This is a genomic window from Streptomyces sp. NPDC039423, assembly GCF_055598725.1.
Genome location: NZ_JBVKAH010000006.1, coordinates 311,013 through 324,642 on the forward strand (window position 1 = coordinate 311,013; position 13,630 = coordinate 324,642).

A 13,630-nucleotide genomic window follows, 5' to 3' on the forward strand; every position below is an offset into this window, starting at 1 on the left:
TCACGCCGATGGCGGTCCACCTCGTCGACCGCCGTCGGCGTTCCTTTTCCCACGGCCCGGTAACGGTGGCCCCGGGCCGGGACCGGTGACGCATGATGGGCCGATGAGCGACTTCGACGAGACCCTCCGCTCCCTGCGGGTGTGGGACACCGAACTGCCCGCCTTCGACCCGGACTCCGCGCCCGGGGAGCCGCTGCCGCTGTTCCGCGCGTGGTTCGTGGCGGCGGCGGAGGCGGGCCAGGTGGAGCCGCACACCATGTCGCTGGCCACCGTCGGCGCGGACGGGCGGCCCGACGTACGGACGGTCATGCTGCACGGCGCCGACGGGCGGGGCTGGCACTTCGCCACCCATGCCACCAGCGCCAAGGGCCGCCAGCTCGCCGCCGACCCGCACGCGGCGCTCCACTTCTACTGGCCGGCCCAGGGCCGCCAGGTGCGGCTGCGCGGCCGGGTCTCGTCCGGCACGCCCGAGGAGGCGTACGCCGACCTGCACGCCCGCTCCACGGGAGCGCTGGCCGCCGCGCTGGTGGGGCGGCAGAGCGAGGTGCTGGGCTCCCTGGACGAGCTGGCGCGGGCGAGCGCGGCCGCCTGGCGGCGCGCCGACGCGGAGCCGGACGCGGACGCCGACACCTGGACCCTGTACGTGCTCGAACCGGACGAGGCCGAGTTCTTCCAGGGGGACGCCCGCCGCCGGCATGTACGGCTCCGCTACCGCGCCACCGCCGGGGGCGGCTGGGAACGCGACCTGCTCTGGCCGTAGCCCGCACCCCGCCGGGGCGGAGTTCACCGACCGCGTGGCGAGGCTGCCGGGGCTCCCGCCGGCCACCTGCCCGCCTACGAGGCCTGCGCAGCCGCCCCGGACCGCCTCACCGGCCGCCGACGCGGGCGCCCTGCGCGCGGTTCCGGCCTGATCCGGGGGCGGCGGGACACCCGCCCAACCGCGTGCGATTCTTGTCGCGTTGACACGTCGACGCGCATGACCGCACACGACCGAGGGGGACGACCATGACCGTGACGCTGGGCGAGGAGATCACGCTGCTCTCGCTGGACGACGAGTCGGGCGCCGCACGGGAACGTTCGTCGGCCGGATGGGCCGTGGCCGGGGGCATCCTGCTGGAGCTGGCGATGGCCGGGCGGATCGCCGTGGCCGAGGGCCGGCTGGAGGTCACCGACCCGACCCCGACCGGGAACGCGCTGCTCGACGGCCGCCTGGCGGCGCTCGACGAGTGGGCCCGGCGCAAGAGCAGGCGCAAGGTGTCGGACTGGCTGAGCAAGGACCAGTCCAGGGCGGTCCGCTCGACGGTGGAGAGCCTGTGCGAGCGCGGGCTCGTCGTCGAGGAGCAGACCCGGGTCCTCGGGATGTTCCCGGTACGCCGCTACCCCGAGGCGGACGGCTCGGTCGAGCGCGAACTGCGGGCCCGGCTGACGTCGGTGGTGGTGCACGGCGCGGAGCCGGACGACCGCACGTCCGGGCTCGTCTCCCTGCTGCACGCCGCCAAGCTGCACCGGCTGGCGTTCCCGGACATCCCGCGCAAGCTGGTCGAGCCCCGTATGGCGGCGATCGCCGAGGGCCAGTGGGCGGGTGACGGTGTGCGCGAGGCCATCCGGAACATGCAGGCCGCGATGGTGGCGGTCACCGTGGTCACCACCACGACGGTGCTCTGAGCCGCCTCGTACGCTTCAGCCATGTCGGTCAACATCACTTTCACCCTCACGGTCACCGCCCTGGAGAACGAGGCCCAGGCGCGGGAGGTCGTGCGCTCGCTGGACGAGGTCATGGCGGACGAGCGCGTCCAGGACCAGGTGAACCTGGGCGTCGCCTGGGACGCGGACGGCACGGCCTTCGTGTCCGGCGAGACCGACTTCCCGTTGAGCATCACCCGCTTCCACCTGTGGCAGCCGAACTTCGAGAGCTACGTCAGGTTCGCGGTCGACGAGGTCGCGCCGGGCGCGCGGACCACTCTCGACTGGGGCTACCCGGACCTGGAGCGCCGGCCCGCCGCGGGCTAGGGCCTCCGCAGAGTCTCGCCCGCCCCGCGGTTCGGCCGGTTCACGGCATCAGCGGGGCGGCCGGCTGCCGGCGGCGGATGACCAGGGCCATCAGGGCGGCCACCGCGCACAGGGCGCCCGAGGCGTACCAGACCACGTCGTAGGAGCCGAACACGTCACGGGCCAGCCCGCCCGCGAAGGCGACCACCGCCGCGCCCACCTGGTGGGAGGCGAGCACCCAGCCGAAGACGATGGCCGAGTCCTCCCCGTAGTGCTCGCGGCACAGGGCGATCGTCGGCGGCACCGTGGCGACCCAGTCCAGGCCGTAGAAGACGATGAAGAAGACCATCGGCGGGTGGACCGACGGGGCCAGCAGCATCGGCAGGAACAGCAGCGAGACGCCGCGCAGCGCGTAGTACACGGCCAGCAGCCGGCGCGCCTCGAAGCGGTCGGTGAACCAACCGGAGGCAATGGTGCCGGCCACGTCGAAGACACCGATCACCGCCAGCAGCGACGCGGCCGCCGTCATCGGCATGCCGTGGTCGTGGGCGGCCGGCACGAAATGGGTCTTGACCAGGCCGTTGGTGGACGCGCCGCAGATGGCGAAGGTGCCGGCGAGCAGCCAGAACGGGCCGGTGCGGGCCGCCGAGACCAGGACCGTGACGGTCCGCCGTGCCGCACCGGTCACCGGGGCGGGCTTGGGGACGAACACGTCGGAGCCGTACGGCGTGAGCCCCACGTCCGCGGGGTGGTCGCGCAGCAGGAGCCGGACCAGCGGGACGACGGCGAGGGCCGACAGGGCGACCGTGATCGCGGCCGGGCGCCAGCCGTGGTCCGTGACGAGCCAGGACAGCAGCGGCAGGAACACCAGTTGCCCGGAGGCGCCCGCGGCGGTGAGGATGCCGGTCACCAGACCGCGCCGGGCGGTGAACCACCGGTTGGTGACCGTCGCGGCGAAGGCCAGCGCCATGGAGCCGCCGCCGAGCCCGACGAGGACGCCCCAGTAGAGGACGAGCTGCCAGCTCGCGGTCATCCACACCGTCAGCAGCGAGCCTGTGGCGACGACCGTCAGCGCCAGCGCCACGACCCGCCGGATGCCGAACCGGTCCATGAGGGCGGCGGCGAACGGGGCCGTCAGGCCGTACAGGGCGAGGTTGACCGAGACGGCGAAGCCGATCGTGCCGCGCGACCAGCCGAACTCCCCGTGCAGCGGCTCGATCAGCAGCCCCGGCAGCGAGATGAAGGCCGCCGCGCCGACGATCGTCACGAAGGTGACGGCGGCGACGGACCACGCGCGGTGGACGCGGGGCGCGCGGGCGGCGGGCGGGGGGACGGCCGGGGAGGCCGCGGCGGCGGGGGGCGGAGTCGTCTGGGTCACGTCCGACAGCATCGCGAGCGGCCGAGTACCGTACCAGTGGCCCGGATGCCACCGTTCACTAGGATCGGGCCATGGGTCAGCCGGTTCCGCATCGTGTCGTCGTCCTCGCCCTCGCCGGGCTCCTCCCCTTTGAGCTGGGCATACCGCACCGCATCTTCGGCGGCGCCCGGGACGCCGGGGGGCACCCCCTGTACGAGACGATCACGTGCGGGGTGGCTCCGGGAACGGTCCCGACCGACGCGGACTTCCTCATCTCGGTGGACCACGGGCCCGAGGTGCTGGCCACCGCCGACACGGTCGTCGTGCCCGCCTCGTACGAACTCGGCCCGGTGCACCGGGAGGGCAGGCTCACCGACGAGCTGGCCGCCGCGCTCGCCCACGTCCGGCCGGGCACCCGCCTGGTGTCCATCTGCACCGGCGGGTACGTCCTGGCCGCCGCCGGGTTCCTCGACGGGCGGCCGGCCACCACCCACTGGGCGTCCGCCGAGCACTTCCAGCGGCTGTTCCCGGCGGTGGAGGTGGACGCCGGCGTCCTGTTCATCGACGACGGCGACGTCCTGACCTCCGCCGGGGTGGCCGCCGGCATCGACCTGTGCCTGCACATCGTGCGGCGCGACCACGGGGCGGCGGTGGCCAACGAGGTGGCGCGCCGCACCGTCGTGCCGCCGCACCGGGACGGCGGGCAGGCCCAGTTCGTCCACCGCCCGGTTCCGGACCCGCAGTTCGTCACCACGACCAGGGCCCGCGCGTGGGCCCTGGACCGTCTGCACGAGCCGATCCAGCTACGGGACATGGCCCGGCAGGAGGCCATGAGCGTACGGACGTTCACCCGCCGCTTCCGCGAGGAGGTGGGCGTCAGCCCCGGCCAGTGGCTCACCCGGCAGCGGGTGGAGCGGGCCCGGCACCTGCTGGAGTCCACGGACCTGCCGGTCGACCAGGTCGCGGCGGACGCCGGGTTCGGCAGCGCCCAGTCGATGCGGCAGCACGTCCAGGCCGCGCTGGGCGTCACGCCCACCGTCTACCGCCGCACCTTCCGCGCCGCCCGCGCCTGACCGGGCCGGAGGAACTGTCCACAGCCTGTGCACAGGAACGGCGGTGCGCGTTCCCGCCGGGGTGCTCCCCGGGGGGCGACCTTGGGTGGCGGCGCACGCATGCGCACCCCGAGCACGGCACGGCCGCCGCCACCCGGCTCCGGCGGGCTCACCCCGAGGGCCCTGACAGGAGCCGCCGCCGAGCCGCGACCCGCACTCGCCGAGGGCGTCAAGCCCTCGGCGTCCCCTCGCCACGAATCGCTGCTCCAAGGGTGATCACACGGGCACCAGCCGTCAACACCCCATCAGAGTGGCACCGTTATCCCCGGTGGGTGACGGCGCACGACGGCATGAGTCCCCCTGACTCGCGCACCACCCGCGCCACCGCCGGTGCACCCCGGTCCACTTCGCACCAGATGCTCTTGCCGACCCCCTCCCGCTGCCAGCCCCACCGGTCGGCGAGCCCGTCGACCAGCTCCAGCCCCCGCCCGTTGGTGTCGTCACCGTCGGCGTGCCGCTGGCGCGGCGGGCGGGCGCTGGTGTCCGCGACCTCCACCCGCACCGTCCCCGCCTCCGCGGCACCCGCGCCGAAGAGCATCCGCAGCACGGCCGGACACCCGGTGTGCACCACGGCGTTGGTGACGAGTTCCGAAATGAGCAGCACCAGCGTCTCGGCCAGTGGCTCGTCATCCCCTATCCCGGAACCGGCGAGCCGTGACCTCGCCCATCTCCGGGCCCGACCGACCTCCGCCGGGTCGGGACCGATCTCCAACTGCACCTGAAGCACCTGCACCGCTCACACCATCCGAACCGGCGGACACAACGCCTCGCGTCTCACAGCGACCACAGCCTTCACAGTCGTCACTGAACGTGATTTCCCTGCGGAACAGGATGGTTGACGTACAGTCACCGCAACAAGCGCTTCGGGCATATTCCAGCGCGAAGGAGTACGTGTGCTGCATACTGTGCGACGCACCCCGCGCACAGTCGAACAGGGGGGCGCACCGCGCCGCCGAAGGGCAGGAGAGACGGGCACACCCGGGCAGGGAACCGTCGCACGGGCGGCGCCACCGGAACGCCCCGGCCCGTGAACCACGCGCATTCCACGGACGGTACCGAAGCCGGCGGCCGACTCCGGGCGGTGACGGGCCTCGGGCCCATGACCCGCCCGTTATCAACGCAGCGTGATCGCGTCACCCGAAAGCGTTCCGCCTTGACCGGCCGGGCTCCGCCGCGCGCGTCTCGTGCGGTCACCGCCTCGCTCGCCGAGTACGGGCCGGTCCCGGGGACAGCCATGGGGATGCCCCCGGGGCGGCTCGGTGGAACCCTGGTCAGCCCTGCGGGCCGACCGGTTCGGCGTCCTTGGACAGCGGGACCTGTCCCGTGTTGTCGACGTGCCGCGCGGCGACCCACGCGGCCTTGTCGCGCAGCAGGTACCAGATGCTGTTGCCGTCGATGTTCTGCGCGTTCACTTTGCTGCGCAGGCCGATCTCGGCACCGTGGCTCAGGTTGCCGATGATCGCGGAGTCCGTGCTCGGATACCTCCGCAGGTTGACGCCGATGGTGCTGACGACGGTGCCGAACGGCTGCGGTGGACTGGGCATGATGGCCTCCAGGGGAATGCGGAGCGGCAGAACGCCGTCCGGTATCCGGACGGGTCGCTTGGAGGGTAAGGCCGACTCCCGCCGGTGAGCCGGAGGCGTGCGGGCGGACCCCACGGGCCGCGCCCGGGCGTCATCCTGACGGCTCCGTCCCTGGCGTTCGGCCCGCCCTCACGTACGCGGCGCGGGCGCCCCCCCAGGGCTCCTGGCCGCCCTCACGTACGCGGCGCGGCCGACGACGTGGGCGTCCCCTAGGGCTCCTGGGTCACGAAGTAGCGGGCGAAGGCCGTGACGACCTCCTCCTCGTCGACCAGTCCGCTGCGGTCCAGGTCCAGCGACTCGGCCGCGAGCGCCGCGGTGTGCGACTCGACGCCCAGCACCCGCAGGGCGCGCTCCACCTCCGCCGTCCCGGCCTTCCCGTCGCCGTCCCCGTCGGCGACGGCGAGCAGGGCGCGGACGAAGGGGCGGGCGATCTCGGCGAACCGCTCCGGGTTGTCGCGCAGCCGCTTCACGGCACCGCTGACGAACTCGCCCCGCGTCACCCGCTGGTCACCGTCCACGTCGGCGATCCCGGCCAGGCCCTGCCAGAACGCCTCCGCGCCGCCGGCGAGCGCCTGCCCCTCGTCCGAGCGGAACGGGGTGCCGAACTCCTCCAGCAGCCGGGCGGCCGCGGTGGTGAAGTCCTCGCGGGAGACATAGCCGTTGCCGTCCTGGTCCAGGGCGTCGAACCGCGAGGCGATCCGGCGCTGGTACAACTCCTCTGCGTCCATGCCGGGAGGGTACGACGCGAAGGGGGCGCCGTCACGCCGAGAGTTGCTCGTCCTCCTCGCCGGTGGCCGAGGCGACGTCCGCGTACACCGCGAACAGCCGCCGTACGCCCAGGGCTGCCAGGACCCGGTTGACGTGGGAGCCCTCGACGGCCCCCCGGGCGGGCAGTATCAGCCGCAGCCTGCCCCGGCACGAGTGCAGCAGCCGCCGGGAGGCGATCAGCACTCCCACGCCGCTGGAGTCGCAGAACAGCACCTGGGACAGGTCGAGGACGACGTCGCGCCTGCCCTCCGCGACCGCGTCGTGCACCCGCCGGCGGACGACGGGCGAGGAGACGAGGTCGAGTTCTCCCCGGATGCTGAGCACGGTCCAGGCGCCGTGTTCGGCTTCGTCCACCGTGAGCGTCACGCGCCAACCCTTCGCCGATCCAACCGGGGCACAACGAACCGGAAGCGATGCTTCCTTCGGGCCGCTGCTGCCCCTCCCGTACTCCCATGAAACACGATCCACTCGGAGTGATGAGTCCCTTACCATGCGGAGCCGGCACGATGGGCGCTTGAGGCAAAGAGAGGCGCATTGTCCGTACGGCGCATTACATTCGAGGGGAGTCGGTTCGGGAGGACTTTCCGTATGGCGAAGGACACACCACCGCGCTGGGACCGCAAGATGCAGCAGCGGCTGGCGCGCGGCGAGGCGGCCGCCCTCGGTGAGCTGTACGACCGCTTCGCCTCCCTGGTGCACAACACGGCGCACCGCGTCCTCGACGACGAGTCGGCCGCCGACCGGGTCACCCGCGAGGTGTTCGGGTACGTGTGGGAGAACCCGGACGCGTACGACCCGAGGCGCGAGGGGTCCATGCGCTCGTGGATAGCGAAACTGACCCGCCGCCAGGCCGTCCACCGGCTGCGCCAGGCCGAGGCCAAGGCGCACGCGGAGCGGGGCGGCTCCACCGACGAGCTGGAGCAGAAGGTGCACCGCGCCGCGGTGTCCGCTCGCGCGGACTACATCGTCCAGTCCATGCCGGCGCCCCTGCGCGCCGCGCTGGAACTGGCCTACTTCCAGCGCCGGGACTACCGCCAGACCGCGGCCGACCTGGGCGTGACCGAGGACGAGGCGCGCCGCCGGCTGCGGCTCGGGCTCCAGCTCCTGGCCACCGCGAACAGCAGGCCGCTGGACGGGCGGTCGCTGTGACCGGGCCGCTGGACGGCGGTGGCCACGACGACGGCCGGGAAGGGGTGGGCGGCGTGCCGCGCATACCGGCCCCGCGACGGGCCGCCGACAACTTCGAGGAGCTGCCCGCGCCCGGGACGGCGCCGCCGCCCCTCCCCCACAAGGTCCTCCAGTCCCTGCTCGGCGCGTGGGCGCTGTCCGCGTGCTCGCCCGAGGAGACCACCGCCGTCGAGGAGCACCTCACCGAGTGCGCCCCCTGCGCGGAAGAGGCCCTGCGGCTGCGCGACGCGGTCGGGCTGCTCCACCACGAGCGGGACCTCGACCTCGACCCGCTGCTGCGCTCCCGGGTGCTGGAGAACTGCCTGGGCCGCCGCCCCGCCCGCATCCCCGTGCCCGACTGGGCCGGCCCCTACGACGCGGAGACGGCCCGGCTGGACGCGCTGCTGCGGGACATCGGGGACTCCGAGTGGCACGCCCCGGTGCGGCTCAAGTGGTTCGAGCGCGACCGGCCGGCCAGCCGCCGGACCACCGTCGCGGGGGTGATCAGCCACCTCCAGGCGGTCGACGGCCTGGTGGCGACGGCGATCGGCCTGGACGACCCGCTGTCGCCCAAGACCCCGGCCGAGCGCACCGAGGCCATCTGGCAGAGCGCGCACCACCCGCCCACGAGAGCGGTCCGCGGCCCGTGGCGCGATCAGGCCCACACCCTGATCCGCACGGTGTCCTTCGCGGGCCGCGGGGTGGCCGAACTGTCCGTCTCCTACGGCGACTTCTCGCTGCCCCTCCGGGACGCGCTGCTCGACCGGGCCTTCGAGTGCTGGGTGCACGCGGACGACATCGCGACCGCCGTCGACTACCCGTACGAGCCGCCCAGCGCCGCCCATCTGCACGGCATGATCGACCTGGCGGCCCGGTTACTGCCGGCCGCCCTCGCCGGCCGTCGCCGCGCGGGGCTCGCCGCCCCGGCCCGTCACCTCGTCACGGCCGGCGCGCCCGGCCGCTCGCTCCACCTGGAGGTCGAGGGTTCGGGCGGCGGCGACTGGTACATCGCCCTGGACTCCCCGGCGGCGGTCGGCTCCCGGGACCACAAGGTCGCCCAGGTGGCGCTGGACGGCGTGGAGTTCTGCCAGCTCGTGGCGGGCCACATCGCCCCGGAGGAAGCCGCCGCGGGCCAGGACGGCGACCGCGAGGCCATCCGCGACGTCCTCTTCGCCGCCGCGTCCCTCAGCCGCCTCTGAGCATTCCGGCCCCCCGCCCCCCTGGGGGGACCGGGGGGCCGGAGGGCCGGAGGCCGGCGGGGCGGAGGCCCGAGGCCTAGGCGAAGACGACCGTGCGGCGGCCGTTGAGCAGGATGCGGCGTTCCGCGTGCCACTTGACCGCCCGGGCCAGTGCCTGGCACTCCACGTCCCGTCCGACCGCGACGAGCTGCTCGGGCGTGACGTCGTGGCCCACCCGCTCGACCTCCTGCTCGATGATCGGGCCCTCGTCGAGGTCGGCCGTCACGTAGTGGGCCGTCGCGCCGATCAGCTTCACACCGCGCGCGTGCGCCTGGTGGTAGGGCTTGGCGCCCTTGAAGCTCGGGAGGAACGAGTGGTGGATGTTGATGATCCGGCCGCTCAGCTCCTTGCACAGGTCGTCCGACAGGACCTGCATGTACCGGGCCAGGACCACCAGCTCGACGCCTTCGGCGCGGACCAGGTCCAGCAGCTCGGCCTCGGCCTGGGCCTTCGTGTCCTTGGTGACCGGGATGTGGTGGAAGGGGACGTCGTACGAGGCGACCAGCTCGGCGAAGTCGGTGTGGTTGGAGACGACGGCCACGATGTCGACCGGCAGCGCGCCGATCCGGGCCCGGAACAGCAGGTCGTTCAGGCAGTGGCCGAACTTCGACACCATCAGCACGACGCGCATGCGCTCGTCGGCGCGGTTGATCCGCCAGTCCATCCCGAAGGAGTCGCCCACCGCCGCGAAGCTCGCCCGGAGCTTGTCCACCGTGACCGGCGTCTCGGCGGAGAAGTGGACGCGCATGAAGAAGAGGCCGGTGTCCCGGTCCCCGAACTGCTGACTGTCCTCGATGTTGCAGCCGGTGATGAAGAGGTAACTCGAAACGGCGTGCACGATGCCCTGTTTGTCCGGGCAGGAGAGCGTGAGGACGTACTGGTCGGTCATCCTGGCAGGATGCCACATCCGCCCGGGACGGCCGGACCTCGGTCCGTCAGGCGGACCCGGCCCCCGACCCGGTTGCGAAGCCCGTCACGCGGGGCCCGTCACGCGGGGCCGGTACGAAACCCGTCACGCGGCCCGGGTCATGATCCGCAGCACGTCCAGCGAGCGCGGCGGCGCGTCCGGGTCCTCGCCGTCGTTGACGGCCAGCCGTACGTGCGCGTCCCGGGCCGCCCGGACCGCCTCGGGCCAGCCGTGGTGGCCCATGTAGGCGGAGACGGGGGCGTCCGGGCCGACCTGGTGCATGATCCGCAGCACTCGCAGCACCGCGACGTCGACCAGCGCGGCCTCGCCCGAGTCCCGGAAGATGGTCCCCACGTACTTCTCGGCGGACCAGTTGTCCAGCCAGGTGTCCTCGACCAGCCGGTACACGGCGTCCGTGACGTCCCCGTACCCCTCGACACCGGCCAGCCAGCATTCCTGGTGGAAGACGGGGTCGGAGAGCATGTGCAGCGCCGAGCGCACGTTGGCGCGCCAGCGCCACCACGGCATGTCGTTGAGCGGCATGCCGCCCATGGTGGAGGAGCGACGGCCGCGACGGGAAGAGTTCACGGAAGCTGACACGTGGCGATCGTACGTGCCCCCTCGGACAACGCGGACCGGCCCCCGCAATTCACCTCGGCGTCACTCCGCGTTGAACCGTCCTCACTCCCGCGTTACCCATGGGGCGGAATTGTGCATGACCATGACCGGTAACGGCAGGCGACGCTCCTCCACCACCCTCTCCCTCCTCAGGACGGCGGCGGCACTCGGTTCGGCGTGCCTGCTGGCCGGGTGCGGGGTCATCCCTGGGGCCACGGGGGGCTCCAGGGAGCCCCTCACCGTGATGACCTGGGCCCCCGACAACACCCGCGCCACCAATATGCCCGGTATGCCCGCCATGGGGCAGGCGTACGCCCGCTGGATCAACTCCCGGGGCGGCATCGGCGGCCGCGAGCTGCGCGTGCTCACCTGCAACGAGGGCAACGACCCGGCGGCCGCCGCCGCGTGCGCCCGGCGGGCGGTGCGGGAGGGCGTGGTGGCCGTGGTCGGCTCGTACAGCCAGAACGGCCGGGCCTTCATGCCTCCGCTGGAGGCCGCCGGCATCCCCTACATCGGCGGCTACGGCGTCACGGACGACGAGTTCCGAAGCGCGGTCTCCTACCCCGTCAACGGCGGCCAGGCCGCGCTGCTGGCGGGCAACGGGCTCCAGCTCGCGGACTCGTGCGACCGGGTCTCCCTGGTACGGCCCGACTCGCTGCCCGGCGCCGACCTGCCGTTCATCCTCAACTCGGGCCTCACCCAGGGGCACCACCGGACCGCCACCGACATCCCGGCCGCCGACGACGCCGGCGAGTACACCGAGGAGGCCCGGCTGTCCCGCAAGGGGGCGGGCGAGGAGGGCGGTTGCGTCACCGCCGCCCTGGGCGAGCACACCGCCACGTTCTTCGACTCCTTCCGCCGCCTCCCGCCCGACGGCCGGGACGTCAAGGTCTCCTCGGTCCTGGGCAGCGTGGACCAGCCGCTCATCGACCGCACCGGGGGTGCCGGCGGCCCCTTCGAGGGGGCCTACATCACCGGCTGGTACCCGGAGGCGGGGGACCCGCGCTGGGACACGATGAAGCGGGTGCTCCGCGACCACGCCTTCGCCGACAACCGGATCGACCCGGCCGACGCGGGCGTGCAGACGACCTGGATCGCCTACACGGTGCTGACCGAGGTCGTCGAGTCCCTGGACGGGGAGGAGATCACCCCCCGCCGGATCGGGCAGGCCCTGAACCGGGGGGTGCGGGTGGACACCGGGGGCCTCACCCCGCCGCTGCGCTGGCGCTACGAGGACATGCTCGGCACACCGGGCACGCCCCGGGCGGTCAACTCCCGGGTCACGTTCCAAGTGGTGCGACAGGGACGGCTGGTGGCCCAGAAGGACGGCTTCGTGGACGTCGGCCCGACGCTCCGCCGGGCCGCCGCCCTGTAGGACCTCCGCTTCCGTCGGTGGGCCGGCTCAGAGCTGCGCCGGCTGGCGCGGGGTCAGCCCGTACGTGCCCGCGATGCCGTTCCAGAGCCGCGAGGCCTCCCTCTTCGCGGTCGTCGCCTCACCGCTGGCCCGGTTGCCCTGGGCGAACTCGGCCGTGCTGCGCGCCTTGCCGCCCTTGCAGCCCTTCTTGCCCTTGGCCTCCGTCGCCCAGGCCGCGTAGTGGTCGTCGGCGGAGGCGGACGCCTGCCAGGCCTTGGTGAGCGCGGCACTCAGTGCGGCGTGGTCGGGGAGCTTGTCGATGCTCAGGCCCTCCAGCCGCGTCACCAGGTCCCGGCGCTGCCCGGCGGCACCGCGCAGGTCCGTGGCGGCCCGGTCGAGTTCCCGGCACTGCTTGATGTTCTCCACGGAGCGGATCACCGTGTCGCGGCTGTTGTTGCTGTCCGCGAGGAGCTTGTCGAGGGCCTCCGCCTGCGTCCTGACCGGGTCGGGGGCCGCCTGCGAGGAGCCCGCGCCCGGGGTCGGGGAGCTGGCGGCGGCGACGCCGGCCTTGTCGGCGCCCTTCTTGTCGTCCTCGCCGCCGCTGAGCAGGGCGCCTGCGCCCAGCCCGAGCACGGTGGCGCCGATGACGACCGCCGCGATCAGCGGGAGCTTCGACGAGCGGCGCGGGGCGGGCTCGTCGTACGCCTCCTGATACTGCTGGGCGGGCTGGTGCGCCTGCGGTGCCTGGGGTGCCTGATACGGCTGCTGGGCCTGCCGGCGCGGCGCCTGGGCGCCGTAGGGGGGCAGGTGCTGCGTGGCCGCCGCGTCGTCGCGGAACAGGCTGTCGAACTCGGCCGGGGGCTGCCGGTCGCCGGGGGCACCGGGACGGATGCCGTAGGGCGCTCCGGACGGCTGGGGCGGAACGGGCGGGAGGTACTGCGTGGCGTTCTCGTCGCCGGCCGGCTGCCGGGTGCCGAGGAACGTGGTCGACTCGGCCGGGCTCTCGGGCCGGGGCGTGCTCGCCGGCATGGGCATGGGCCCGGCGCCGGTCGCGCCGACGGGCGGGAGGTACTGGGTGGCGGCCGCGTCGCCGGCCCCGGGGGTCACCTCGGGCGGCAGGGGCTGGGCGACGGTGCCGTACGCCTGCTGCTGCGGGGGCTGGTGCTGCTGCGGCGGCGGCTGGTGCGCGTGCTGCTGGTGCTGCGGCGGCTGCTGCGCGTGCTGCTGGTGCGGCTGGTGCGGTTGCGGGTGCGCGTGCTGCTGGGGCTGCTGGTACGGACCGGGCTCCCCGCCGTACGGACCCGGCTGCTGGGGCGGCAGGGGCTGCTGCTGCTGCTGTCCGTCCGGCGGCCCCCACGGGCCGCCCCACGGCTGGCCCCCGGCCGGCCCGGCGTCCGCCGCGCCGCCCCAGGCCTCACTGCCCTCGGCGGGCAGCACGACACCCTCGTGCGCGGGCCGCGCCGCGGGATGGTGCGGCTCCTGGCCCTGTCCGCTCTGCGTCACCGGGACTCCTACGTGTGAACCTGTAAACCTACGG

15 protein-coding genes are annotated in these 13,630 nt (G+C 73.7%); 7 read left to right on the forward strand and 8 right to left on the reverse strand.

The features are described 5' to 3' along the window. Positions 1-103 precede the first annotated feature (103 nt). The 3 genes from ACZ7LK_RS21180 to ACZ7LK_RS21190 all read left to right on the forward strand — a co-directional run bounded on the left by ACZ7LK_RS21180 (position 104) and on the right by ACZ7LK_RS21190 (position 2,010). On the forward strand, positions 104-760 hold the full coding sequence (locus ACZ7LK_RS21180; protein WP_471142607.1) for a pyridoxine/pyridoxamine 5'-phosphate oxidase: 657 nt from the start codon (positions 104-106) through the stop codon (positions 758-760). A 245-nt stretch (positions 761-1,005) separates the two neighbouring features. Then, positions 1,006-1,665 carry a GOLPH3/VPS74 family protein gene (locus tag ACZ7LK_RS21185; protein WP_469461175.1) on the forward strand — a complete coding sequence of 220 codons (660 nt, stop codon included), beginning with the start codon at positions 1,006-1,008 and terminating at the stop codon, positions 1,663-1,665. Positions 1,666-1,686: 21 nt separating this feature from the next. Continuing rightward, on the forward strand, positions 1,687-2,010 hold the full coding sequence (locus ACZ7LK_RS21190) for a hypothetical protein (protein ID WP_392275074.1): 324 nt from the start codon (positions 1,687-1,689) through the stop codon (positions 2,008-2,010). Between the two features lie 40 nt (positions 2,011-2,050). Here ACZ7LK_RS21190 and ACZ7LK_RS21195 read toward each other — a convergent pair whose 3' ends face one another. Then, positions 2,051-3,379, reverse strand: coding sequence for an MFS transporter (locus ACZ7LK_RS21195; protein WP_392275073.1), 1,329 nt, complete (start codon positions 3,377-3,379; stop codon positions 2,051-2,053). 59 nt (positions 3,380-3,438) lie between these two features. Between ACZ7LK_RS21195 and ACZ7LK_RS21200 the strand changes: the two genes are divergently transcribed. Next, on the forward strand, positions 3,439-4,419 hold the full coding sequence (locus ACZ7LK_RS21200; RefSeq protein WP_392275072.1) for a GlxA family transcriptional regulator: 981 nt from the start codon (positions 3,439-3,441) through the stop codon (positions 4,417-4,419). Positions 4,420-4,717: 298 nt separating this feature from the next. Here ACZ7LK_RS21200 and ACZ7LK_RS21205 read toward each other — a convergent pair whose 3' ends face one another. From ACZ7LK_RS21205 to ACZ7LK_RS21220, 4 genes are all read right to left on the reverse strand, one after another. Next, the gene (locus ACZ7LK_RS21205; protein WP_392275071.1) at positions 4,718-5,191 is read right to left on the reverse strand and encodes an ATP-binding protein; all 474 of its coding nucleotides are present in this window, start codon (positions 5,189-5,191) and stop codon (positions 4,718-4,720) included. A 538-nt stretch (positions 5,192-5,729) separates the two neighbouring features. Next, a complete protein-coding gene (locus ACZ7LK_RS21210; protein ID WP_392275070.1) occupies positions 5,730-6,002 on the reverse strand; it encodes an SH3 domain-containing protein in 273 nt (90 codons plus the stop codon). A gap of 248 nt (positions 6,003-6,250) precedes the next feature. Continuing rightward, the gene (locus ACZ7LK_RS21215; RefSeq protein WP_392275069.1) at positions 6,251-6,769 is read right to left on the reverse strand and encodes an EF-hand domain-containing protein; all 519 of its coding nucleotides are present in this window, start codon (positions 6,767-6,769) and stop codon (positions 6,251-6,253) included. A 31-nt stretch (positions 6,770-6,800) separates the two neighbouring features. Next, positions 6,801-7,175: an STAS domain-containing protein gene (locus ACZ7LK_RS21220; protein WP_392275068.1), complete on the reverse strand. Its 375-nt coding sequence runs from the start codon at positions 7,173-7,175 to the stop codon at positions 6,801-6,803. A gap of 222 nt (positions 7,176-7,397) precedes the next feature. Between ACZ7LK_RS21220 and ACZ7LK_RS21225 the strand changes: the two genes are divergently transcribed. Further along, complete coding sequence (locus ACZ7LK_RS21225; protein WP_392275067.1) at positions 7,398-7,958, forward strand: sigma-70 family RNA polymerase sigma factor; 561 nt, start codon at positions 7,398-7,400, stop codon at positions 7,956-7,958. Further along, the gene (locus ACZ7LK_RS21230) at positions 7,955-9,175 is read left to right on the forward strand and encodes a zf-HC2 domain-containing protein (protein ID WP_471142614.1); all 1,221 of its coding nucleotides are present in this window, start codon (positions 7,955-7,957) and stop codon (positions 9,173-9,175) included. The genes ACZ7LK_RS21225 and ACZ7LK_RS21230 overlap by 4 nt, the downstream gene beginning before the upstream one ends. A 76-nt stretch (positions 9,176-9,251) precedes the next feature. Here the strand turns inward: ACZ7LK_RS21230 and purU are convergent, their stop codons facing one another. Next, positions 9,252-10,103 carry a formyltetrahydrofolate deformylase gene (gene purU, locus ACZ7LK_RS21235; RefSeq protein WP_392275065.1) on the reverse strand — a complete coding sequence of 284 codons (852 nt, stop codon included), beginning with the start codon at positions 10,101-10,103 and terminating at the stop codon, positions 9,252-9,254. Positions 10,104-10,226: 123 nt separating this feature from the next. Further along, a complete protein-coding gene (locus tag ACZ7LK_RS21240; RefSeq protein ID WP_469461325.1) occupies positions 10,227-10,673 on the reverse strand; it encodes an SCO4402 family protein in 447 nt (148 codons plus the stop codon). Positions 10,674-10,842: 169 nt separating this feature from the next. On the opposite strand from ACZ7LK_RS21240, the gene ACZ7LK_RS21245 reads away from it, so the two are divergent. Next, positions 10,843-12,114, forward strand: a complete 1,272-nt coding sequence (locus tag ACZ7LK_RS21245; protein WP_469461322.1) for an ABC transporter substrate-binding protein — start codon at positions 10,843-10,845, stop codon at positions 12,112-12,114. A 27-nt stretch (positions 12,115-12,141) separates the two neighbouring features. Here the strand turns inward: ACZ7LK_RS21245 and ACZ7LK_RS21250 are convergent, their stop codons facing one another. Continuing rightward, positions 12,142-13,596, reverse strand: coding sequence for a hypothetical protein (locus ACZ7LK_RS21250; protein WP_471142617.1), 1,455 nt, complete (start codon positions 13,594-13,596; stop codon positions 12,142-12,144). Between the last annotated feature and the right edge of the window lie 34 nt (positions 13,597-13,630).

Coding starts and splice junctions, on each gene's coding strand:
- ACZ7LK_RS21180 (WP_471142607.1), top strand. CDS start 104: ATGAGCGACTTCGACGAGACCCTCCGCTCCCTGCGGGTGTGGGACACC.
- ACZ7LK_RS21185 (WP_469461175.1), top strand. CDS start 1,006: ATGACCGTGACGCTGGGCGAGGAGATCACGCTGCTCTCGCTGGACGAC.
- ACZ7LK_RS21190 (WP_392275074.1), top strand. CDS start 1,687: ATGTCGGTCAACATCACTTTCACCCTCACGGTCACCGCCCTGGAGAAC.
- ACZ7LK_RS21195 (WP_392275073.1), bottom strand. CDS start 3,379: ATGCTGTCGGACGTGACCCAGACGACTCCGCCCCCCGCCGCCGCGGCC.
- ACZ7LK_RS21200 (WP_392275072.1), top strand. CDS start 3,439: ATGGGTCAGCCGGTTCCGCATCGTGTCGTCGTCCTCGCCCTCGCCGGG.
- ACZ7LK_RS21210 (WP_392275070.1), bottom strand. CDS start 6,002: ATGCCCAGTCCACCGCAGCCGTTCGGCACCGTCGTCAGCACCATCGGC.
- ACZ7LK_RS21215 (WP_392275069.1), bottom strand. CDS start 6,769: ATGGACGCAGAGGAGTTGTACCAGCGCCGGATCGCCTCGCGGTTCGAC.
- ACZ7LK_RS21225 (WP_392275067.1), top strand. CDS start 7,398: ATGGCGAAGGACACACCACCGCGCTGGGACCGCAAGATGCAGCAGCGG.
- purU (WP_392275065.1), bottom strand. CDS start 10,103: ATGACCGACCAGTACGTCCTCACGCTCTCCTGCCCGGACAAACAGGGC.
- ACZ7LK_RS21240 (WP_469461325.1), bottom strand. CDS start 10,673: ATGGGCGGCATGCCGCTCAACGACATGCCGTGGTGGCGCTGGCGCGCC.
- ACZ7LK_RS21245 (WP_469461322.1), top strand. CDS start 10,843: ATGACCGGTAACGGCAGGCGACGCTCCTCCACCACCCTCTCCCTCCTC.